Origin of the sequence: Bacillus sp. V3B (assembly GCF_024494465.1) — a bacterium.
Classification (GTDB): domain Bacteria; phylum Bacillota; class Bacilli; order Bacillales; family Cytobacillaceae; genus Bacillus_BD.
Genome location: NZ_JAETXM010000012.1, coordinates 93189 through 113655 on the forward strand (window position 1 = coordinate 93189; position 20467 = coordinate 113655).

At 37.9% G+C, this 20467-nt stretch carries 20 protein-coding genes, 2 tRNA genes, 5 pseudogenes and 1 riboswitch; of the genes and pseudogenes, 5 read left to right on the top strand and 22 right to left on the bottom strand.

What is annotated here, in order from left to right:
* Positions 1-123 precede the first annotated feature (123 nt).
* From JMM81_RS14265 to JMM81_RS14275, 3 genes are all read right to left on the bottom strand, one after another.
* Positions 124-197, bottom strand: a tRNA-Arg gene (locus tag JMM81_RS14265).
* A gap of 8 nt (positions 198-205) precedes the next feature.
* Positions 206-296, bottom strand: a tRNA-Ser gene (locus JMM81_RS14270).
* 329 nt (positions 297-625) lie between these two features.
* Complete coding sequence (locus JMM81_RS14275) at positions 626-892, bottom strand: DUF1292 domain-containing protein (RefSeq protein ID WP_256242229.1); 267 nt, start codon at positions 890-892, stop codon at positions 626-628.
* A gap of 322 nt (positions 893-1214) precedes the next feature.
* Between JMM81_RS14275 and JMM81_RS14280 the strand changes: the two are divergent.
* The 4 genes and pseudogenes from JMM81_RS14280 to JMM81_RS14295 form a co-directional block, all read left to right on the top strand.
* Positions 1215-1391, top strand: a pseudogene (locus tag JMM81_RS14280) (MFS transporter); the annotation flags it as partial.
* Positions 1392-1468: 77 nt separating this feature from the next.
* A complete protein-coding gene (locus tag JMM81_RS14285) occupies positions 1469-2035 on the top strand; it encodes a copper resistance CopC family protein (protein ID WP_256242230.1) in 567 nt (188 codons plus the stop codon).
* Positions 2036-2038: 3 nt separating this feature from the next.
* Positions 2039-3130, top strand: a complete 1092-nt coding sequence (locus JMM81_RS14290) for a copper resistance D family protein (protein WP_256242231.1) — start codon at positions 2039-2041, stop codon at positions 3128-3130.
* A gap of 413 nt (positions 3131-3543) precedes the next feature.
* On the top strand, positions 3544-4158 hold the full coding sequence (locus JMM81_RS14295) for an FAD-dependent monooxygenase (protein ID WP_309143500.1): 615 nt from the start codon (positions 3544-3546) through the stop codon (positions 4156-4158).
* A 137-nt stretch (positions 4159-4295) separates the two neighbouring features.
* Here the strand turns inward: JMM81_RS14295 and JMM81_RS14300 are convergent, their stop codons facing one another.
* The 13 genes and pseudogenes from JMM81_RS14300 to JMM81_RS14355 form a co-directional block, all read right to left on the bottom strand.
* Positions 4296-5018, bottom strand: coding sequence for a YwaF family protein (locus JMM81_RS14300; RefSeq protein ID WP_256242232.1), 723 nt, complete (start codon positions 5016-5018; stop codon positions 4296-4298).
* A 193-nt stretch (positions 5019-5211) separates the two neighbouring features.
* Positions 5212-5679 carry a hypothetical protein gene (locus tag JMM81_RS14305; RefSeq protein WP_256242233.1) on the bottom strand — a complete coding sequence of 156 codons (468 nt, stop codon included), beginning with the start codon at positions 5677-5679 and terminating at the stop codon, positions 5212-5214.
* 440 nt (positions 5680-6119) lie between these two features.
* Positions 6120-6263, bottom strand: coding sequence for a hypothetical protein (locus tag JMM81_RS14310; protein ID WP_256242234.1), 144 nt, complete (start codon positions 6261-6263; stop codon positions 6120-6122).
* Complete coding sequence (locus JMM81_RS14315) at positions 6260-7087, bottom strand: cobalamin-binding protein (protein ID WP_256242235.1); 828 nt, start codon at positions 7085-7087, stop codon at positions 6260-6262. Before JMM81_RS14315 ends, JMM81_RS14310 begins: the two co-directional genes overlap by 4 nt.
* Positions 7088-7194: 107 nt before the next feature.
* Positions 7195-7746 carry a cob(I)yrinic acid a,c-diamide adenosyltransferase gene (locus tag JMM81_RS14320; RefSeq protein ID WP_256242236.1) on the bottom strand — a complete coding sequence of 184 codons (552 nt, stop codon included), beginning with the start codon at positions 7744-7746 and terminating at the stop codon, positions 7195-7197.
* A gap of 63 nt (positions 7747-7809) precedes the next feature.
* Entirely contained in the window at positions 7810-9189 is a 1380-nt protein-coding gene (locus JMM81_RS14325) for a cobyrinic acid a,c-diamide synthase CobB (protein ID WP_256242237.1), read from the bottom strand.
* 75 nt (positions 9190-9264) lie between these two features.
* Positions 9265-10698, bottom strand: a complete 1434-nt coding sequence (locus tag JMM81_RS14330) for an adenosylcobinamide amidohydrolase (protein WP_256242238.1) — start codon at positions 10696-10698, stop codon at positions 9265-9267.
* Positions 10695-11765: a FecCD family ABC transporter permease gene (locus JMM81_RS14335; protein WP_256242239.1), complete on the bottom strand. Its 1071-nt coding sequence runs from the start codon at positions 11763-11765 to the stop codon at positions 10695-10697. The genes JMM81_RS14330 and JMM81_RS14335 overlap by 4 nt, the downstream gene beginning before the upstream one ends.
* Entirely contained in the window at positions 11728-12726 is a 999-nt protein-coding gene (locus JMM81_RS14340; RefSeq protein WP_375162389.1) for an ABC transporter substrate-binding protein, read from the bottom strand. The genes JMM81_RS14335 and JMM81_RS14340 overlap by 38 nt, the downstream gene beginning before the upstream one ends.
* A gap of 182 nt (positions 12727-12908) precedes the next feature.
* Positions 12909-13111: riboswitch (cobalamin riboswitch) on the bottom strand.
* Positions 13112-13382: 271 nt separating this feature from the next.
* Positions 13383-13556 (bottom strand): annotated as a pseudogene (locus JMM81_RS14345) (ring-cleaving dioxygenase); the annotation flags it as partial.
* A gap of 73 nt (positions 13557-13629) precedes the next feature.
* The gene (locus JMM81_RS14350; protein WP_256242241.1) at positions 13630-13974 is read right to left on the bottom strand and encodes a hypothetical protein; all 345 of its coding nucleotides are present in this window, start codon (positions 13972-13974) and stop codon (positions 13630-13632) included.
* A 57-nt stretch (positions 13975-14031) separates the two neighbouring features.
* Positions 14032-14103: pseudogene (locus JMM81_RS23115) on the bottom strand (hypothetical protein); the annotation flags it as partial.
* 204 nt (positions 14104-14307) lie between these two features.
* A complete protein-coding gene (locus JMM81_RS14355) occupies positions 14308-15471 on the bottom strand; it encodes a Gfo/Idh/MocA family protein (RefSeq protein WP_256242242.1) in 1164 nt (387 codons plus the stop codon).
* A 475-nt stretch (positions 15472-15946) separates the two neighbouring features.
* Between JMM81_RS14355 and JMM81_RS14360 the strand changes: the two genes are divergently transcribed.
* Complete coding sequence (locus tag JMM81_RS14360) at positions 15947-16720, top strand: IclR family transcriptional regulator (RefSeq protein ID WP_256242243.1); 774 nt, start codon at positions 15947-15949, stop codon at positions 16718-16720.
* Between the two features lie 445 nt (positions 16721-17165).
* Here the strand turns inward: JMM81_RS14360 and wrbA are convergent, their stop codons facing one another.
* From wrbA to JMM81_RS14390, 6 genes and pseudogenes are all read right to left on the bottom strand, one after another.
* A complete protein-coding gene (gene wrbA, locus JMM81_RS14365; RefSeq protein WP_256242244.1) occupies positions 17166-17777 on the bottom strand; it encodes an NAD(P)H:quinone oxidoreductase in 612 nt (203 codons plus the stop codon).
* Positions 17778-17881: 104 nt separating this feature from the next.
* Positions 17882-18307: a DoxX family protein gene (locus JMM81_RS14370; protein WP_256242245.1), complete on the bottom strand. Its 426-nt coding sequence runs from the start codon at positions 18305-18307 to the stop codon at positions 17882-17884.
* Positions 18308-18345: 38 nt separating this feature from the next.
* Positions 18346-18750: pseudogene (locus JMM81_RS14375) on the bottom strand (alpha/beta hydrolase); the annotation flags it as partial.
* A 169-nt stretch (positions 18751-18919) separates the two neighbouring features.
* Complete coding sequence (locus JMM81_RS14380) at positions 18920-19528, bottom strand: flavin reductase family protein (protein ID WP_256242246.1); 609 nt, start codon at positions 19526-19528, stop codon at positions 18920-18922.
* 22 nt (positions 19529-19550) lie between these two features.
* Positions 19551-19900 (bottom strand): annotated as a pseudogene (locus tag JMM81_RS14385) (VOC family protein); the annotation flags it as partial.
* Positions 19901-20044: 144 nt separating this feature from the next.
* The gene (locus JMM81_RS14390; RefSeq protein ID WP_256242247.1) at positions 20045-20443 is read right to left on the bottom strand and encodes a DoxX family protein; all 399 of its coding nucleotides are present in this window, start codon (positions 20441-20443) and stop codon (positions 20045-20047) included.
* Positions 20444-20467 lie beyond the last annotated feature (24 nt).

Here is a 20467-nt window from a genome sequence, read left to right on the forward strand (position 1 = left end):
CTTAGCAATATTGATAGATTTCCCGAACAAGAAAGCCCACTTCTTGACAGTAATATAATGAACACGATAAAAGTTTTAACTAAATGCAAAAAAACTAATCCCTAATCGGATTAGTTTCTTTTATGCGCCTTAGAGGATTCGAACCTCTAACCTACGGCTTCGAAGGCCGTTGCTCTATCCAGTTGAGCTAAAGGCGCAATATATATGGCGGAGAAGGAGGGATTTGAACCCTCGCGCCGCTCGCGCGACCTACACCCTTAGCAGGGGCGCCTCTTCAGCCACTTGAGTACTTCCCCGTAAAAATCAAAATCGTATAAAGGGGGACGGATTCAAACCGCTGACCTTCTGCGTGCAAGGCCCCAATCAACATACGAATATGTTAAAAACCTTAAAATCAATATCGTTTTAGCGACATCAATTAATATATCATTTTAATTCATGGAAGTCAACTTCTTATTATCAAAAAATATTTATTTTGGTCCTATTGATAAAATCTCTAATATTTTTGAAATAGATGATATTAGACAAATAATTGAACTTATTGAAATCACAGATAAAGGGTGATACATGTAATCATGTACGATATATACCACCCTCTAACTCCCCCCTTTTGTCTTGTAAAGTCTTAGTCTTCGTCCATTATTTCATCAAAAGCTGAGGACACTTTATCAAATTCCTCATCGCTTTCAATGGCTGTAAAGTCACCATCCTGGTCAACCTTTAAAAAGAAGATATCAATATCTTCCTCTGTTTCTTCTTGAAGATCTTCCACAAAGCTGACTGCAACGTATTCTACCTCTTCAACATTTATCGCTGTCAGTACTTCAACTTCGTGCTCCTGGTCATTTTCATCGCTAATCGTAAAGACTTCGCCTACTTCAATTTTTTCCATGCTATAGCCCCTCTCTTTTTTGAAAAACTCTCTTGCACTAATAACTGCACAAAAGTATTCATAATCATTTTATTTCCAAAGAAGAATAGATTCATTCAGGAAATTCAGATTTAAAAGCCTAATATACCATAAAACAACAATAGCATCTGGAAATTCATTTAAGAATTTCAACCATATATACATAAGTTATTCAAAAATTAACCTATAGATAAATGGGCAATTCCCTTTTGATTTGTTATCCTTACCTAGGAGGTTTTGACATGAAAACACAAGCACAAAAACTAATCCCCATTTATCTACGCCCTTTTATTACGGATGGGTCATTGTCTTTATATCAGGACTAGGAGTATTCTTTTCAGGTTCCGGCCAAACATATTCTATTTCCGTTTTTATTGATTCCTATATTCGTGACTTCGGCTGGAGTCGTTCTCAAGTTTCGGCGGTCTATTCAATGGCAACACTGGCAGCCGGACTCTGTATGTTTTTCGTGGGCCGCTTTACGTTCACCCCCTCCTTAATTTTCTAATGAAAATTTGATAGAATAAATCCATTAATACTATTTGGAGGTTATTTATAATGAAAAAAATATTGTTATTTACTTTTATCTTTTTCCTTTTATTTGTAAACAATGCTTTGGCTCACACTGGATTAGAAAGTTCTTTTCCTCAAGAGGGTGATATTATAAATAAGGAATTACAACAAATCACATTAACTTTTGAATCCAAGATTGAACAGAGCAGTACATTTGAACTTCAAAATTCAATTGGGGAGACTGTACCTGTTGAAAATATCTCTCTATCAGAAAATCAAATGGTAGGAAACCTTTCAAATCCTTTAGGGAATGGAGAATACCAAATCAATTGGAAAATTATTGGAGCTGATGGCCATCCAATTCAAGGAGAATTTTCTTTCTCTGTAGATTTACCTGTTACAAAAGCACCTCCTGAAGAACAAATGGAAACACAAGAAGAAACACAATCCCAACCAAAGGTGCCAGAAAAAGAAGCCGCTACAGTAACTGAAGAACAAACTGTGGAAATTCAACAAAACAAGCTACCTTCTTATGTCATTCCAACCATTATTGGTGTTTTGATCGTTATTGTTGTTGGAAGTTTCTTATTGATAATGAAAAGGAAGAGATAGAAGATGCTTATCATGGGAATCATTAGTCAGGCTTTGTTATATCTCTGCTTCGCCTTATCTTTAGGAAGTTTTCTTCTATATCTTGTACCTAATACTCACCGACCAGATATTCATGTACCAAAGGGTGCTTTAATGATGGCTATAGGTGGAATAACTCTCTTTTCGTTTTTTCCCGTTTTGCAATTGATTTTATACCTATCTCCTGATATTGGATTTGCTCAAACATGGCAATCTGTTCTTTTTACGTTTGAAGTGGGAAAATCGTGGATTTTTACTTGTATTCTATCAAACCTATTATTTATTTTTGTCATTTGGTTTGATTATCAAAAAAAAGCTTTATATGCTTACATTGGAATGGCCTCCATATTCATTTTGATTCTTTCATTAGGTTGGTCCAGTCACGCCAGTTCCTATGATCAGGTATGGGGCTTTTTCAGTCACACAGCACATTTTACTGCTGTTAGTGTTTGGGTAGGAATTCTTTTTGTTGTTAGTTGGTTTTCAAAAAATCACTCAAATTGGTCAAATTTTTTAAATTGGTTTTCACCTGTTGCCATTGTGTGCTTCGTGAGTACTATCATAACAGGACTTATTCTTATGAATTTTGTCGTTGAGTTTGAAGATTACCCTAATTCTTGGATGCTTCCTTATGGACAAGCCTTATTGATTAAACATCTATTGATTATTCCTTTACTGGTATATGCAATGATTAACAGTCTTTTTATTAAAAAGACATTGATGAGAAATTCAAACTTTAATCCAAAACCTTGGACAAGAATAGAAAGTATCATCATTCTGCTTATTTTTTCGGCAACCGCAGCATTAGGGCAACAATCACCGCCACATGAAACTACCGCTACAAGTATAGGCGTTTCTAAATTATTTACTATGTTTTATAAAGGGCAGTTTCAGCCAGAAATGACTGTTCAACTTGACCTTCATTCAACTAGTATTTCTCTTATCGTTTTAGCCGTTCTTTTCTTTGCCTTAATGATTATTTCATTTATCAAAAAAACACCTACAATAGTGTCATTCTTGATGAGTGTTCTATTGGTGGTTTGCGTTTATTTGTCATTAATTCTAAGTATTAATTAATTCCTCGTAGTTATTTAAAAGAGGATTTCGACCATATCAAATAACCTCAAATCAAAAGATATCACTTCAAGCCCTCTAGTTTAAGACACAGGGTTCGTTCGTTGCATTAAATCAATATTCAACTGGATACATGAGAAAGGCTCTCTTCATTTAACAACTCTGCTGTTAAATGAAGAGAGCCCAGATCAACTGCCCCATCGGACCTCTACGGGCAGTTAATCTCCTACCTATCTTCTTTACGAACAGTCCTTGTTACTGTTCGTATAAGGCTAGGATACACAAGATAGCTATACCTTATAAAATTCTTCCACACTAACAACATCTCCTTGGTTACGTATCGTGGTTACCTATTGTCATGAGGAATTGCGAAAATTTAATAGGATCTCTGTTTCTGCCCCGCAGCAGATGAATTCATTTATGCCAACCATGACAAGGGCTTTGCTTTATTAAGTACACGCACCCCAATTTTACAACGTCACTATCTACAAGTGGATTCAAACGATGATATTGCCAATTGGTCAGATGATCGAATTTGGACAGAATTAAACGAAAGAACGAAAACAAAGGATGGCTGGCAGATTCCAGATGGACCGATTAACTCAAAAGGAATTATCCAAATGCGCAGTTTCATTTGTGAGACGATGCAATATGGCCGCCTCTTTATCGCGGGTGATGCTGCCCATACCGTTCCGCCTACAGGTGCCAAAGGACTTAATCTTGCAGCGACTGATGTTAAAGTCATGTCTCGTGGAATTATAGAGTTTTATCAATCAGGCAGCAACGATATATTAGATCGTTATTCAGAAATATGTCTTCGTCGCGTTTGGAAAACAGAACGTTTCTCTTCTTTCATGACAAAGCTTCTTCATACAAATCCAAGCCTTGATTCATTTGAACGTGGTATTCAGCTAACTGAACTGGATTACTATACTTCATCTGAAGCAGGATTAACAACCATTGCTGAAAATTACGTAGGTTTGCCTATTCAATGGGAAAAAGCCGAGGACTGGAAGGTTTTAATGAAATAAAACCTTCATGAACTTCTGCTCCCAACCCAGTATGTAAATGTTGGACAGCCTACTCTCACTGCTTATGTTTCACTACGTACATAAAGGCTTGTTCAAGTAGGCTGTCCGATAATTTATTTTTCAAATACTTCTTAGCATTAGAATGTTCCCCTTGACTTTTCTCCCATTTTAGGAAAAATAATCCATGTGATTAAGCTAAAAATGATTAATAAACTTTCCAAAGAAAAAATATACCAAGGATAGGGACCTAGCACATCAAATAAACTTGGGCTTTTAGGTTTATGGCGTAAAAACCAATAATTTCCGTTCGCCTGTTTATTAATGAACAAGATAATAGGTAAAAGTAGATTAATAAAGACAATCAGTTTTATGACAGTTCGGAATGTTGGGTAATATCCTTTTGCCCACGTAAAATATAAGGTTACCCATACAACCATCATATGCGCATAAAAAAAGTGCAAAAATCGAAAGTGAGGAAAATCGTATGTTAAGGCAGGAGTAAATATAGCTTGGGTTGCACCCAATATGGCAATAAAAAACAATAATTCAAAGACTACTTTTTTTCTAGTCAATAGTAAAATGATACATAATATGAGACCGATATTACACAATTCCAACGGCATGGAACGACCTACTTTCCAGACACTATTCACGTACATCCATACGTGATTCATGATCTCGAACAAAATCAAAGAAATGGCTACTCCTATTTCAGTTCTTCTCCATTTCTCATCATTCAAATTTTTTCGATATCGGAAAATGACGACTGTAATAAGAACAAAGATGGCCAATATAACAAAATGACTTTCAGAAAACATATCAAAATCGAAAGACTTATGACTGTGGCCAAACCACTCCATTACTTTCCACCCCTAGTTTGATTATAGACAAACATAAGATGTGCATCTCATATGACTTTTATACGGCTTATTCTGCCTTTTCACCTTAAAATAAAGAAGGATATATCATGAGGGGATAAACAAAAATAAGCGCATTCCTTTTTTGAGAAATGCGACCATTGACGGAAGTGAAAAATATCTGTATTTTAATGGATTATGTAAATTTCTTTTTGTTATCAATCATGTATTGGAATCCATATAAGAAAAAAGCCTTGTAAAAGAAATATAAGAAAAATTGTAATTCATTAAATCGAACCAGTTTAAAAACCTTTAATTTTTCCATTATCCTCCTTAAAATAAAGGCGAAAAAAGCATTAATAATGGCATTAAGCAATAAAAACTGTTTAAAGTTTCCATAAGTCCATTTTAATATCCACATAGAAGCTACAAGAAATGGACCGATATTAAAAGGGAATTCCCCCCAAATATATGATTTTGGCTTATTGTAAAAAACCCACCATTTTCGTTTTTTTCCAACTTGAACATTCAATGCTTCTAAAATAATAACCAGTATCGATGCAGGAAGAAATCTTTTTATATTACGCCAGCCAAAAAAGGGTAAAGAAAACCATGGAAGTAAAACCATTGCAATATTAATGAACCGTTGGTTTTTCAATGACATATTAATTTAACTCCTTTTTTCATTAGAGTTTCCTCTGCTTTGTTTACTATTCATTTAGGGTTCATTAATATTAGTTGTTTATAAAGAAGACTTCCATTAGTGGGGGTTTTCTTCATCCCCACTGATGATTAGTCACGCAAAGCCTGATTGGCTTTTCTAAGGGCTAAAGCCCAAAGAAAAGTCCTTATCGCACTTATCGGTCTTTACGGGCAGTTGATCTCCCACCTATCCTTCCTCGATTTCTCGAAATCTTGGGGTGGGGGTCTTACTTGCCCGTTAAGACGGGATAAACTAACCTTACGATAGTTCAAGTACAATTCTTTACAACCTCATCTATAGGACAACATTAAAAAGAGCCGCATTAAAGCTAGCTCTTTTCTATATCCACGTTTTTTCTATCAGACAACTGGAAACCAACTTGGTGCACGTGTGATCATATTCTATAATGGGTCTGGAATGACTAGCACTTTTTGATCGGTTTTAGACAGTGTTGTATGAATTTCATTTTCTTGACTATTTTCAACTTTTTCTACCCATTTTGGTTCTATAATCATCTCTCTCAGTTTAGCCAATACATTTATCATTCAACATCATCATCCAATAGAGGATCTTTATTTTCGTTAAATCGCGGATAAATATGAGGGTGAAGGATACTCGCTATCTTATTTAAACCGATTAATAATCTAGGTGAAGGCCTACAAAATAATGGTTCCTCTAATATATACAGTTGATTGTTTTTAATGGCCTCCATCTGTTCCGCCTCAGGACGCTTTAGTATAACCTTTGGATTAACATTTTCTTTCTGTACACCCACCCAAATAACGCAAATAACATCGGGATTTCTTTGTCTGATCTCTTCCCAATCTGTTTTCACACTTGATTGAGCCTGATCTTCAAATACGTTTCTCCCCCCTGCCAGTTTACTTATTTCGGTTAACCAATTGGTAGCTCCAGGGGTAAAAATAGGTTTCGCCCACCATTCCCAATAAAGGGTTGTTGGCTTTTGTACTCTCTCACATAAAGATTGATATTTTTCGAGTATAAGAGTGTATTTCTTAAATAATTGCTTCGCTTTATCAGAAGTATTCGTAGCTTCTCCCACAAATAATAAACTATCGCCTACCTCCGTTAACGTCTTAGGATTAGGGACAATGACATACGGGATGTTTCGTTTCTTTAACTCTTCAATATTTCGTTCCATTCCAGGTACAGAGAGAGAGGCTAACACTAAGTCAGGTTGTAATTCTTCCACTTTGTCCATATCAATGTTCAAATCTGAACCTAGTCTTGGCAATGAGTGAACATCCTCCGGCCAATCTGAATAGTTATCCACTCCGATCAACGAAGATGTTAACCCTAAGTAAGCTAATAATTCTGTATTACTTGGACAAATAGAGATTAATTTCATATAAAAACTCCCTTAACTGTTAATCTAACAAAGGTAAAAATATCCAATAAGTGGTATAAAAGTGTGATAAGGATCTGAAGTTCAGCAAAGATATAGCCTACATGACTCTAAAATTCTATTCCTTTAACAGCTGGTATGCCCTCATTATAATAATGTTTTTCGGGTTCAATTACTGAAACAAGATCAGCTATGTCTTTAATTTCTTGCTTGGCATCTCTTCCTGTAATCACAAGATGAACATGGGAAGGTTTATTTTTGATTACATCCATCACTTCGTTTAGAGGCAAAACATCATCGATTGGAAATTTATTAATAGCTAATGCATTATTGATTTCATCTAAAATAACTAAATCGTACTCTCCACTCATAACCGCTTCCTTTGCTTTCGGCCATCCCTTCTTTAAGGCTTCTCTATGTTCCTCTGGTGTTTTTGTCCATGTGAAACCAACTCCCAGTTGAACCATATCAACGCCTAGCTTTTGTAGGGCAATTTGTTCACCATATGAACGCTCAGGTGATTTGATAAACTGATAGATCTTCACTTTAAATCCTCTACCAATTCCTCGAAGAGCTAACCCTAAAGAGGATGTCGTTTTTCCTTTTCCATCACCTGTATAAACAAGTGTTAATCCTTGTTGTTTTTGATCTATTTGACTCATGAAACCTACCTCCTGTTATGTTGAATGTACATTCACTTCTAGAAACGGGATCGATTTATTGGCTTATGTCGCGTTTCTTCTATTCTCTAGACATTTTCTTATCCAGTTCTCCACCATCTCTGGGCAAGAGGCAAAATGAAAATGAGTGTACCCCGCTACTACATTATGTCGTAAATACCCTTCCTTTTTTACACCTCTCATGCCTTTCGTTTCATAAGCATAAGGGACATCCTCTTTGACAGCCTGGAAGGAGGAGTAATGAAATTCATGCCCTCTTGCTTTCAAATTTTCAAGCATAAAATTGGCCTTTTGCCCACTAATCTCTCGATATCCCAATGCCGCTAATTTAGGTTGCATTTGTACGCTACCTGGAATGACTCCGACCATTTCATAGGTCTTCTTTTCCGTCGTTTCAATGGACTCTGTTAAATACATGAACCCTCCACATTCAGCGAGTGTCGGTAAGCCATTTTCAATCGCTTCCTTTACTGAACGCTTTGCTTTTACATTAGAAGCAAGATCATGAGCGAACTCTTCAGGGAATCCGCCACCTATATAAAGTCCATCCACATCTCTAGGTAATTCCTCATCCGCGAGTGGCGAGAAATAAACAATTTCTATCCCTTTTGCTTCCATGATTTCAAGATTCTCAGGATAATAGAAATTAAAGGCGCTATCTTTTGCTACCGCGATTTTCACTACATGTTCTTTCTTCTTTTCAAAAATTGAAGACTTTTGGCTTACCTTTAACGGCTCAGCAACAGCTAATTGAAGTAGTTGATCTATATCTACAGTCTCACTGACTAGCGTGCCTAATTGATCAAAGAACGGATCAAGTTCCCCTCTTTCCATAGAAGGAATAAGTCCAAGATGTCTCTCAGGAATTTCAATATCCAGTTCCCGCTTCAAATAGCCAATAACAGGAACGTGACATTCCTGCTCAATTGCTTTCTTAACAAGATAAAAGTGACCTTCGCTCCCCACTTTATTGGCGATGACCGCTACAATGTTTGTCCCCTCTGCAAACAATTGAAAACCTTTCACGATCGCTGCTGCACTTCGAGCCATACTTTCACAATTGACAACAAGCAAAACCGGGCTTTTCGTGATCATGCTAATCTCTGCTGTACTTCCCTCATTTGTTTCTGGATTTTTCCCATCAAAAAAGCCCATCACCCCTTCGATGATTGAAATGTCAGATCCCTGGCTGCCATGAGTGAAAATATCTAACACATGATCTTTCGTGAGCATCCAGCTATCTAAATTTCGCGAAACTCGATTTGTTACAGCACTATGATAGGAAGGATCAATATAGTCAGGTCCGCATTTAAAACCCTGCACGGTTAACCCAACCTTTTTCAATGCTGACATTAAACCGATGGTCAATGTCGTTTTCCCCACACCGCTTCCAGTACCAGCAATTACTATTCGTCGTTCTACCAACTGTCATTCCTCCTTCTTGAGTAACCTGTACATAAGTATCCATTAGCAAAAACCCATACCAGAATCGATCCACGATTAGTGAACCCTTTGTACATATTTGCTGAGTGCTTCCTTTACTGCACGATATACCATTTGACCAATGCCTTTTCCAACAGCTGTTCCTGAACCAGCGCAAGGTATTTTTTCCCCTTGTTGTGTAAGAGCAAGAAAGAGAGCATCTGTTGATGTCCCCGCTGCGATTGGATCGGAATGAGCATCTGCTTGATGAAAATCCTGCAAGGCTTTCACTTTTGCTTCTGTAGCAGACATATAGCCATCCACAAGGGCACCATCTGTAAAATGGGCATCTATGAAGAGCATCGTGTTCATGCTACCGATGGTGTGGGCGGAATTTTCTACACTTGCCGTCACGATGACCATCATGTGTATATTTTCTATTTCTTTCGTTACAACAATCATATCCTCAAGTTTTGCCTCCGTCATGATTCCGACCGCTTGCTCATGAGGAATCGAGTATTTTGTCATCCATTTTTGCAAGTCGCTTTCAGACTGTGAGTCATGACCACTTTTGGCCACATGAAAATGACAAAAATGGTTTAACCACTGTATCCCTCCTCCGATGACCCCATTGGATATGGTGCGTAATGGTTGATCAAATTGAACATGAAGATATTCTTCCGTTTGGTTCATTTGATAAGAGTCTTCAAAGGGTAAAGGCTGACTTGCTGTAGAGTAGCCTGGTGTCATGAGAAGCTGTGGTTTAGGAATCGTTGGGTGTGATTGAGCTTTCACCTTCACCTCATAAACTTTCTTTAATTGCTCTTCTTTCCTTAATAGATCTACATCTCCTACTTCTAAAAAGCGCCCATTATGAAGTAAGGCGATACGGTCTGCATAAAGTGAAGCCACATTCAAATCATGCAGGATTGCAAAAATGGTTAACCCCATCGTTTGTTGTCTTTCTTTTAGTAGATTCAATATTTGAAAGGTATGTTTAATATCCAAATGATTGGTAGGTTCATCTAAAAGTAAAATCTCAGGCTCCTGTGCTAAAGCTTTCGCCAATAAGACTCGTTGCTTTTCACCACCGCTAATCATACGAAACTGAGCTTTTCGAAACTGACTTACTTTGGTGATGTCCATCACCTCTTCGATCACTTTCCGATCTTCCTTCGAAAGCTGCTTAAGGATCCCCTTTTGATGAGGGTAACGTCCAAGACTGATCACTTCTTCTACGGTATAATCGAAAGATACTTGAACCTCTTGTGTGAGAACCGCCATTTTTCTGGCTTTCTCCATTTTGGAGAGAGTTTGAATTTCTTTTCCTGATAAGGTAATCTTGCCTCTCTTAATCGACAACTGCCCTGTAATCAGTTTAAAAAGGGTTGTTTTCCCACTCCCATTAGGTCCAAGAAGGGCAAAGAACTCTCCTTTTTTAATCTCTAAATCCAATCCCTTAATAATGGGGGAATTGGCGTATCCACCGACCACGTTTTGCATGTTGATCATCTGCTATTTCCCCTCCCCATTCTTTCTCTAACTAATAATAGCGCAAAGACAGGTGCACCAATTAAAGCCGTAATCACACCAATCGGCAGTTCTTTTGGCGCAATAATCGTTCTTGCCATTACATCCGCTAAAATGAGAAAAGCTCCCCCTGTTATCATCGATAATGGAAGAACATGGCGATGATTCGGACCCGTAACCAGTCGGACTAGATGTGGAATAACAAGCCCAACAAAGCCGATAGACCCTGAAACAGCTACAGATGCTCCAGTTAAAAGCGAGGCACCAATGAGAATGAATGTTTTCCCTTTTTTCACATTGACTCCAATATGATCGGCCGCTTCTTCTCCAAGTGCCATGGCATTTAATTCACGATGGTGATAGAACAATATAGAGGCACCGACAATCATAAATGGGAAGATCAATTGAATATAACTCCATCCCCTCATTCCGACACTTCCATATAACCAGTAAATAATTTGTGTCATCGCATCCCGATCCCCTAAAGAAATCAGAAGAGAAACAAGGGCACTAATAAAAGCACTGACAATAATTCCCGCCAATATAATCGTTTCAATCGCTAGGCTTCGGCTGCTTAATCGAACAAGCCCGAATACAATGAGTAAGGCGATGAATCCGCCGATAATCGAAACAACCGGAAGCGTAAAGCTTCCTAAGCCAATAATCGACACTTGAAAAAATAAAACGAGAACAGCACCGAGTGAAGCACCTGAAGACACGCCAATCGTATAGGGGTCTGCTAGTGGATTGCGTAAAAGACCTTGAAAAGCTGCACCCGCTAATGCAAGAGATGCCCCTACACAAAAGGCAAGAAGAACTCTTGGCAGACGGATATTCCAAATGATCATTTCTTCATTCTTGGCTACTTCATCTAGCAAACTCATATTAAATACATGGTCCATTATGATATGTAAAATAGTAGGCACTGGGATAGTGACACTACTATAAAGCAAGCCAAGAAGGCTTGTACCAAGTAAAAGCCCTCCGCTTAAAATATATAGCCAACCTATTTTATTGCTTAAAAATGTCCGGATAGATAAATTCCGCAAGTGTCTCGACTCCTTCAATTAAACGCGGACCAGGTCTTGTCACCGTATCGCTATCAACATCAAACACCTGTCCATTTTTTACAGCTGGCACTTCTGCCCAGCCTTCACGATTTAGCACCTCGGCTGTTGGATCTTCTACATAATATCCATACGTGGTAATAATCACCTCAGGGTCTAATTTGACGATTTCTTCTTCCGTCAGCTTGACCCAACCATCGTGGTCTTCTGCCGCGTTAATGGCTTGAATGGACTCAAGCATCTCATGCATAAAGGTGTTTTGTCCTGTCGTAAAAATATCTGGAGCCGGTGAAACTTCTACCCAAACTTTCTTTTTATCCGTAACGGACGCTGTTGCTTTGTCTTTGATTGCTTGAAGACGCTCTTTCATATCCGTAATGATGGCTTCTGCTTCCGTCTTGCTTCCGGTAGCCGCACCAATCATTTCCATGTTGCCATAAACGTCCTCAAAGGATACAGCACTACCAACCACCACCACATCAATCCCTGCTTCTTCAAACTTTTCTAAAACATCCGGATGTGTCTTGTAATGATAATCCGTTACAAGAGCGATATCTGGCAGAAGAGAAAGAACAAGTTCTACATTGATATCTTGTCCGCCCACCTTCTCTTTTTCTAGTGCTTCCTCTGGATAGTTATCGTAATCGGATACACCAATGATTTTATCGCCTAATCCTAATGCAAAGGCTATTTCGGTCGTACTCGCTTGAATCGAAACAATGGTTTCAGGTTCCTCATCAATCTTTACCTCTCGATTCGCATCGTCTATGATCGTGATAGGAAATAGCTCTCCCTTGTCCTTATCCGCTTCTTCTGTCTTGTCATTTGGAGCAGCAACCTCTTCTTTCGTTTTCTGTTCTTGTGTACCGCAGCCGATCATTATACCGATACTTAACAGAAGAACAATACTGAAAAGCCCCCATTTTTGTAACATTTCTTTCATCATTTTTTACCTCCTTCTATTTTTGGACACAAAAAAACGCTATTCCTGTGGAAAGCGTAGAGTTAAAAGGCATCTTTATGCTACTGAGTCTTGTAGACAGTATAATAAACTTGCAATCTTCATGATAAATCATAACAATAGATCATCGATTACCTGCACTTTAAACACTCCTTTCCTCGAGGAAGCTTAAAACAAAATAGGCAGGTCTCCTGACTTGCGAATCAACGGTTGGTTATCCCTTCCCATGTTAAAAACACAGTGGATCTTTCTAACCTTCCTTTTCGCTTACAGTGGCGGGACCGTGTTGGACTTACACCAACTTCCCTCTTAGTCTTAAATGAATCTTACTATGAACATTTAAGAAACCTAGTTATCTATTATTCATTTTTTTGTTCTAAAAGAAATTATAGTAGAGTGTTCTCCCTTTGTAAATGATTTATATTAAATTGTCCCCTTTGTAAAGGACATTTTTGAAAAAGGTCATGCAACATGAAGAAGATAATTTCTGTATTGTACAGGAGTCATCCTAGGCTTACACCTACCGACATTCATCTCCCATTTACTCATTGGGCTGTCGCCCTTCATATTCCTTGAGGTGGGAGTCTTCTGTCGGGAAATGATAAAATTTCATCTCCTTCTAAATAGCGAATGATTCCTTACAGATACTCTTTTTCAAATTCAATTGTGCTACGAACTGTATCGATTGGGCGAACTAAGCTTTCAATTTGTTCACGTTTTGGCTCTAAGAATGGTGGTAATGATAAGACTTCACCTACTGTTTCATATGGCTCATCACCCATAAATCCCGGACCATCTGTTGCCCATTCGAAACATCTTCTTTTCTCCTGACAACCGTCTTGCACCATTTTTCCAGTAAAAAGACAACCAAAAAAATCGGTTGTCCTACAAACTCAGATAATAATTCTTCACCATTTCACCCATGACCCAGTTGGTTCTAGCACTAGTCACTCCCGTACTTGGGCACTGACCGCCATCTCCGGTTAAGTCAGCCACAATTGTTTCCACAAGGGGTTGATGGACGTGCCGTGGCAGTTCGAAACTCCATTGCTCTGTTCCACTAGCTGATGTCAAAACAATTGGCTCGTTTCCGAAAGTTGAAAAGGTAATTTTCCCTTTACTGCCGACGATTTCATTCACATCCACATTTTCAAAAGCAGAAAAACACCAATTACCTACGCCGTGGACTCCAGTTTCAAATAGATAAGTACCTGTAACGATATCTTCCACACGATCAATCTCGTATTTACCTGGTGATATTGAATTCAAATCATGTTCACTGAGAAACTCCAGTCCTTTTTGTATTCTTGGATAGACGCCGTAATATAATTTTGCATTAGATAGCTTGTCAATTATCAATCATTTCTTTGACTTTTTGAAAAAGTGGATTTTCCCTCTGGTTGAACATACTACCAAAGGCCCATTCTGGTTTCATTGCGGCGAATTCGTTTAATTCTCTAACCTGTTTTGTGTAAACACCAGCTGGTTTTTCTACCAATGCGTGTATGTTTCTTTCTCTATTGCACGCAAAAAAACCGCTACAATCTCCCGTAGTTGTAATCCTTAATGCGTCCCCGTTACATCCAATATTACGTTTGTAACATTCTTCTTCTCGAATGTGGAAGTGTTAATTATTTCTTGTAATTTTTCATAATAAAGGTCTGTATTGATTGGCAATTCTACCGTTTCGTTGATCCAAGCAGACAAGTACATCGCATTGGAAATTTCTAACGCCTTTACGCCTTCCACACCTGGAGCAAGCAACGGTGAATCTTTCACAATCGAATCAATCCAGTTCTGAATAATACTTGAATGATTCCCATTCTCACTTTTTACGGGAATAGCGATTTTTTCAAATTTTGGCTCACCAAATCCACCTGTATAGGTTACATTAAATTCACGTTCTGATTGTGTTAAGCGATAAAATGTAAGTTCTTCATTTTCCACGACTATTTTTCCACAATCACCAACGATTTCAAATCGATTCGCACCTGGTACTTCTCCCGTCGACGTAATAAATACACCTGTCGCCCCGTTTTCATATTCCACATACGCTGTTACATCATCCTCTACTTCAATATCATGATATTTCCCAAAACGGCAAGATGCACGAACGCTCTTTGGCATAAGGCCTGTCGTCCACTGCCATATATCTAATTGGTGAAGGGCCTGATTTAATAAAACACCACCGCCTTCCCCTTTCCATGTCGCTCTCCATTTACTTGAATCGTAATAGCTTTGCGGGCGATAAGAATCGGTAATAATCCAATTCGTCCGTTTAATTTCACCAAGTTCACCTGATTGGATAAGGTCCTGTAATTTTTGATAAAGAGGATTGGCCCGTTGGTTATACATGATACCAAATACTTTTCCGCTCGCTTTCGCCGCTTCGTTCATTTCTAACACATTCTTTGTATAAACGCCTGCTGGTTTTTCAATGAGGACGTGTATCCCTTTAGCGAATGCTTTTTTTGCCAGATCAGGATGACTGTAATGCGGAGTCGCAATAAGAATGGCATCAATACCCGATTCATTTAAAAAGGTGTCTTCGTCTCGGAAAATTTGCATATCACCTGTTGTATGGTTTTTCACCCATTCGATTCGATCTTCATTCCGACTACAAATCGCTGTTAACGTTGCTCCTTCTATTTGTCCTTTATCTAGCATTTGAACATGTGAACTGCCCATATTTCCTATTCCGATCACACCAACTTTAACTAAGTCCATTTATAATCCTCCTCATCTATGTTTTGACTGTTTATTTGAAAAATCCAAGGGTACATTCGGATATTCTACATTCAAGATATCTAATTATTATTGTTTCACTATCCTTGATCCTTTATAGCCATATTGCTCTATAAGAAAAGCTTTCATATTAATATGATGTTACTCGTTACTTAAAATATAAGGAGGTTGGACTTTTCCAATAATTAACCGTAATACAATACAAATGTATCGTATTACGGTTAATTTAAGTGTAAACACTTTTGAAGTATCTGTCAATCAGATTTTTAGGCCTGTCATACAATCTGTTATGATTAAAAATAAAACGCAACACATAGGTCAGTTTGAATAGCTTTATCTGATAATGAACTAGAAATTTTCTCTTCATACATTAGTTACTCTGAACAGTTACACAAATGTCATTTTCAATATCGAAATTTCAGATATAATAGAATTAGGAAATAAGGAGGAAATACTTTTGAACAACGATAATCAGGATCAGAATAAGACGTCTAATATTCAAGTTATCTCTCGTGCAGCCAAAATACTGAGAACTCTTAGAGAACATCCAAAGGGATTAAGCCTATCGCAAATTGCAAAAGAAGTGAGCCTAGCTAGATCGACGGTTCAAAGAATTGTTACTACACTGGAACAAGAAAACTTTGTCGCAGCAGCTACTGCTAACGGTGGTTTCCGCCTTGGACCTGAAATTGCAATACTGGCTGCCGCTGTCCACAGTAATCTAAGAGAAGAAATTAGACCATTTTTAATACAACTATCTAATAGAGTGAATGAAACGGTCGATCTCTCAATATTAGATAATGGCAAGGTACTTTTTGTGGATCAAATTATCGCTGCACATCCATTGCAAGCAACTTCTCAACCCGGAGCAGCCTTTCCATTACATTGCACGGCAAACGGAAAGGCCATACTCGCTTCATTACCCATCATGCAGGTTGAGAAGCTACTACCAGAGCAGCTAAAACCATACACTGATAACACGATTACGAAACGGGATGAACTGTTAGAGGAGTTAGAAAAGGTTCGTAGAGAGGGTGTTGCTTTTTCCAAGGAAGAGCACGTTCATGGAGTTTGTGCGGTAGGTGCAGTTGTATTTGATCGTATAGGAAATCGAAGTGCGATCTCAATACCACTCCCATCTACTCGTTTCTATGGTAATGAAGACAAACTAACTACTGCCCTTCTCGAAACCTGTCAAACCATTGACCAACACTATCATACAAAACGATAGAAAAAACTGTAATGATTAGAATCGTAGAAGGGCACGCTTTTGGGTCGTGTGTTCTCAAAAAAAGTCTAGTGGGTAATCAATCAAGGCCACTGAAAAAGTCCATTTACAGAGAAAAAGAAGCTAATCACCTACTATATGTAGATAATTGGCTTCTTTTATTTGCTTTATATTGATAAAAATACCTATTAATTACTTAAAGCGAATACTTTTTCAGCAGCCTATAATCAATCCTCACCAGACTTTTAATACATCTATTATTTTTTATTAAGGAAGAGATTAAAAGCGCTCTCTATAAGGCACTCTCAGTTATACTTTTAAAAAAGGGCTGTCCCATAAGGTGTCTGACATCCACAAAATTACATTCATCTAGAATCATGTTTAACCTATTGATACTAGATCGTGTATTGTGGTGTCTGACACCTTTGCTTTTGGGATCCCCTGTATATCATTGAATTCCTTTTTTCACCCATTCAGCTACTGTAACAGTACGTTTAGCTTGATGTTTTACTGTTGCTTGTACATCTTCAATCATTTTCCCATCTTGACCCACGGTTACACTTGTTCCATATGGATTTCCTCCAGAACCAAAGATCACTGGGTCCGTATAACCAGGGGCTGCAACAATGGCTCCCCAATGATACATCGTTGTATACAATGATAAAATGGTAGCCTCCTGACCACCGTGTGAGTTTTGTGCAGTAGTCATAGCACTTACTACTTTGTTAGCAAGTTTGCCATTAAACCATAGACCGCCTGTTGTATCTAAGAACTGTTTCATTTGAGCTGGCACATTACCGAATCGAGTTGGAACACTAAAAATAATCGCATCTGCCCATTCAAGATCATCTAACGTTACTTCTGGAACATGTTTGGTGGCTTCGACATGAGCTTTCCACCCTTGATTCTCATCAATGACTGATTGTGGAGCAGACTCAGGCACTTTTAATACTTTTACTTCTGCACCAGCTTCTTTTGCACCTTCTTCAGCCCATTTTGATAATTGATAGTTTGTTCCACCCATGCTGTAATAAATCACCGCTAATTTTATATTTGGCATTTTTTCTGTCTCCTTTATTGAAGAATTTCCAAATATTTTGGATAAAAACCCCATTTTAATACACCACCTGTTGCTTCTTTCTTTTGAAGTCTATATTCATTTTTTTAAGCATCTTTTGTTAAATCATTTGAATTCCCTTTAAAAATGAATCGACTTACTGATAATAATTTGCTTCCATTGATAGCAAGATATATTGCCATTGCTAATAAGGCTAAATCTAACTCGTAACCCGCCATTTGACCATTACCTAAGAAACCAACTGCAAGCTTCACTTTAAGTGTCGCCCCAATCATTAGTATAGCTAATAAAGCAGAAATTATTTTTGTTCCAAATCCAATAATTAAAGCCATTCCACCAACTAATTCAATTAATGCAACTCCATACGCCAAAAACCCTGGTAACCCAATGCTACTAAACCAGCCTACAGTATTCTCAATACCGTCTTGAAACTTAACTAAACCATGAATAAAAAATATTACACCTAGTACTACACGTAAAATAAGAGCTCCGACTTCGTTTTTTAACAACATAATGAATCCTCCATAAAAAAATTTATTATTATATATGATTATAAATGACGATACCAATGTGCCGCGGCTTCTACTTCTTCAGCGGTTAATTGACGGCCTCTATTTTCCCAATGAAGTTCTACCTTTGCATTTGTCTTCTCCAATAACGATTGTAGTTCAGACGATTCCGCTGGTGAACAGATTGGATTGTTTGTTCCAGCAGCAATGAACACTGATTCCTCTGATAAATCAGGAAGTTCAATCCCTCTTCTCGGAACCATCGGATGATGAAGAATCGCACCCTTCAAGGCATTTTGATAGTGAAACAATAAACTCGCAGCTATATTGGCTCCATTTGAGTAGCCAATGGCCAGTATATTTTCTCGGTCAAAATCATATTTTTTTTCTGTGTCATCAAGAAATTCATTTAATTCTTTTGTACGAAAAATAAGATCTTCTTCATCCTTTGCTCTCCAAGCAATATGGTGAACCGTCCGGCTCCCATCGAACCACGAACAGAAGAAGTAAGCTTAATTTCTTTGTGCATCGTTCACCATCGCTGTAATATGATGGATACCTGCTGTTTTTTGCATTCTTATTCTCTCTATTTCACCAATGGGATTTTGTAACCAATTACTTTGGCCTTTCTATCGAGAAGACCTCACCAATTTTCGCATAATCATGACCAGCCAATCTGCTTACGGCAGCTAATCCAATAGGATCAATTCTTCCATTTTCATAAATTTCATTTTCAATGTGAAATTGAACCACTTTTCCGATGATAAGATCACACCCAGCTGAATCCAAACCACCTAGTTCTAAAGAATGTTCTAATGAACACTCCAGTCGAATTTTTGCTTCCTCTACCCCTGGTACAGAAATTTTTACACTTTTCACTGGAGTTAATCCTACTAATTCAATTTCACTTTGATAAGGAGGAAGGCTTGCAGCTGTTTGATTTATTTTCTCAACATTCTGTTCATCCACAATATGGACGACAAACTCCTTTAACTCGATGATATTTCTGGCTGTATCTTTTTGTCTCCCTTGTGATCGTGCGATAGATAATGAAATCATTGGGGGATTGGACGAAACAATATTAAAATAACTAAAAGGTGCGCCGTTCAAAATACCATCTTTCGAACTGGTTGTGACGAAAGCAATCGGTCTTGGAATAATACTTCCGATTAAAAATTTATAATTTTCTCTTTCGGTATTCCTAGAGGGGTCGATCGAAAGCAAAGAAATCATCCCTTTCGTATAGTTAATCTAACTCTCTCACTTCAAACGGAAGTACAGCTCGTTCAATCTTATCTCTATGGGGTTCATACTGTTCAGGCAACATTAATTTTCCCCCATCGTCTCCTGTGATTCATCATGAGCGAATCCTGGTGGATCGGTTGCCATTTCGAATAAAATTTCCCCATGCTCTCTAAAGTAAATAGCATTAAAATAGTTTCTGTTCTGTACAGAAGTGACCCCGTATCCATTTTCCTTAACATAATTTTTCCAATCCAGTTGGTCTTGGTCGTCACTGGCTCTCCATGCAATGTGGTGTACTGTGCCTACACCCATTTGTCCACGGACATCAGGAGTTAACTTTAGATCAATGATTTTAAAAGTTCATAAAGTCTTTTAAGTACAAACCGATCGATCATGAACAGACTATTAACTGATTAGTTAGTTTACCCATTTGATACGGTAAAAAATTTTCAGTTGCATTTATTCTTAATTAAATAATCTTTATTCCGAGATATTTTAGAATAAAAAAACATCTAGAGCATATTGACCAGGACCTGTTAAAACTACACCAATCGTTACCGCTATTAAGATTAAATTATATTCATATCCATTTTCTGTTGCCCACAATCCATTTGGACCATGTACCTTAACGATCGCCATGACCATTGTTCCTGCAATCATAATGCCAGCAAGGGATGTAAGAAGTCCTGAAGCAAACAAAAGTCCTCCAATAAGTTCTGTCAGTCCTGCAAGGAAAGCCATTGTTACTCCTGGTTTAATTCCAATAGATTCAAACCAACCACCTGTGCCTTTTACTCCGTGACCCCCAAACCATCCAAATAATTTTTGAGCACCATGACCAACAAATAACAAACCAACTACCAATCGAATGATTAATAAACCAATATCTATCATCTTTAAATCCTCCTAAGTTGTTTT

Bases quoted from the DNA above. Each gene is read 5' to 3' on its own strand.
- JMM81_RS14275 (WP_256242229.1), bottom strand. From the start codon at position 892: ATGGAAAAAATTGAAGTAGGCGAAGTCTTTACGATTAGCGATGAAAAT.
- JMM81_RS14285 (WP_256242230.1), top strand. From the start codon at position 1,469: ATGAAAAAAATATTGTTATTTACTTTTATCTTTTTCCTTTTATTTGTA.
- JMM81_RS14290 (WP_256242231.1), top strand. From the start codon at position 2,039: ATGCTTATCATGGGAATCATTAGTCAGGCTTTGTTATATCTCTGCTTC.
- JMM81_RS14300 (WP_256242232.1), bottom strand. From the start codon at position 5,018: ATGGAGTGGTTTGGCCACAGTCATAAGTCTTTCGATTTTGATATGTTT.
- JMM81_RS14305 (WP_256242233.1), bottom strand. From the start codon at position 5,679: ATGTCATTGAAAAACCAACGGTTCATTAATATTGCAATGGTTTTACTT.
- JMM81_RS14310 (WP_256242234.1), bottom strand. From the start codon at position 6,263: ATGATAAATGTATTGGCTAAACTGAGAGAGATGATTATAGAACCAAAA.
- JMM81_RS14315 (WP_256242235.1), bottom strand. From the start codon at position 7,087: ATGAAATTAATCTCTATTTGTCCAAGTAATACAGAATTATTAGCTTAC.
- JMM81_RS14320 (WP_256242236.1), bottom strand. From the start codon at position 7,746: ATGAGTCAAATAGATCAAAAACAACAAGGATTAACACTTGTTTATACA.
- JMM81_RS14330 (WP_256242238.1), bottom strand. From the start codon at position 10,698: ATGATCAACATGCAAAACGTGGTCGGTGGATACGCCAATTCCCCCATT.
- JMM81_RS14340 (WP_375162389.1), bottom strand. From the start codon at position 12,726: ATGAAAGAAATGTTACAAAAATGGGGGCTTTTCAGTATTGTTCTTCTG.
- JMM81_RS14355 (WP_256242242.1), bottom strand. From the start codon at position 15,471: ATGGACTTAGTTAAAGTTGGTGTGATCGGAATAGGAAATATGGGCAGT.
- wrbA (WP_256242244.1), bottom strand. From the start codon at position 17,777: ATGCCAAATATAAAATTAGCGGTGATTTATTACAGCATGGGTGGAACA.
- JMM81_RS14370 (WP_256242245.1), bottom strand. From the start codon at position 18,307: ATGTTGTTAAAAAACGAAGTCGGAGCTCTTATTTTACGTGTAGTACTA.
- JMM81_RS14390 (WP_256242247.1), bottom strand. From the start codon at position 20,443: ATGATAGATATTGGTTTATTAATCATTCGATTGGTAGTTGGTTTGTTA.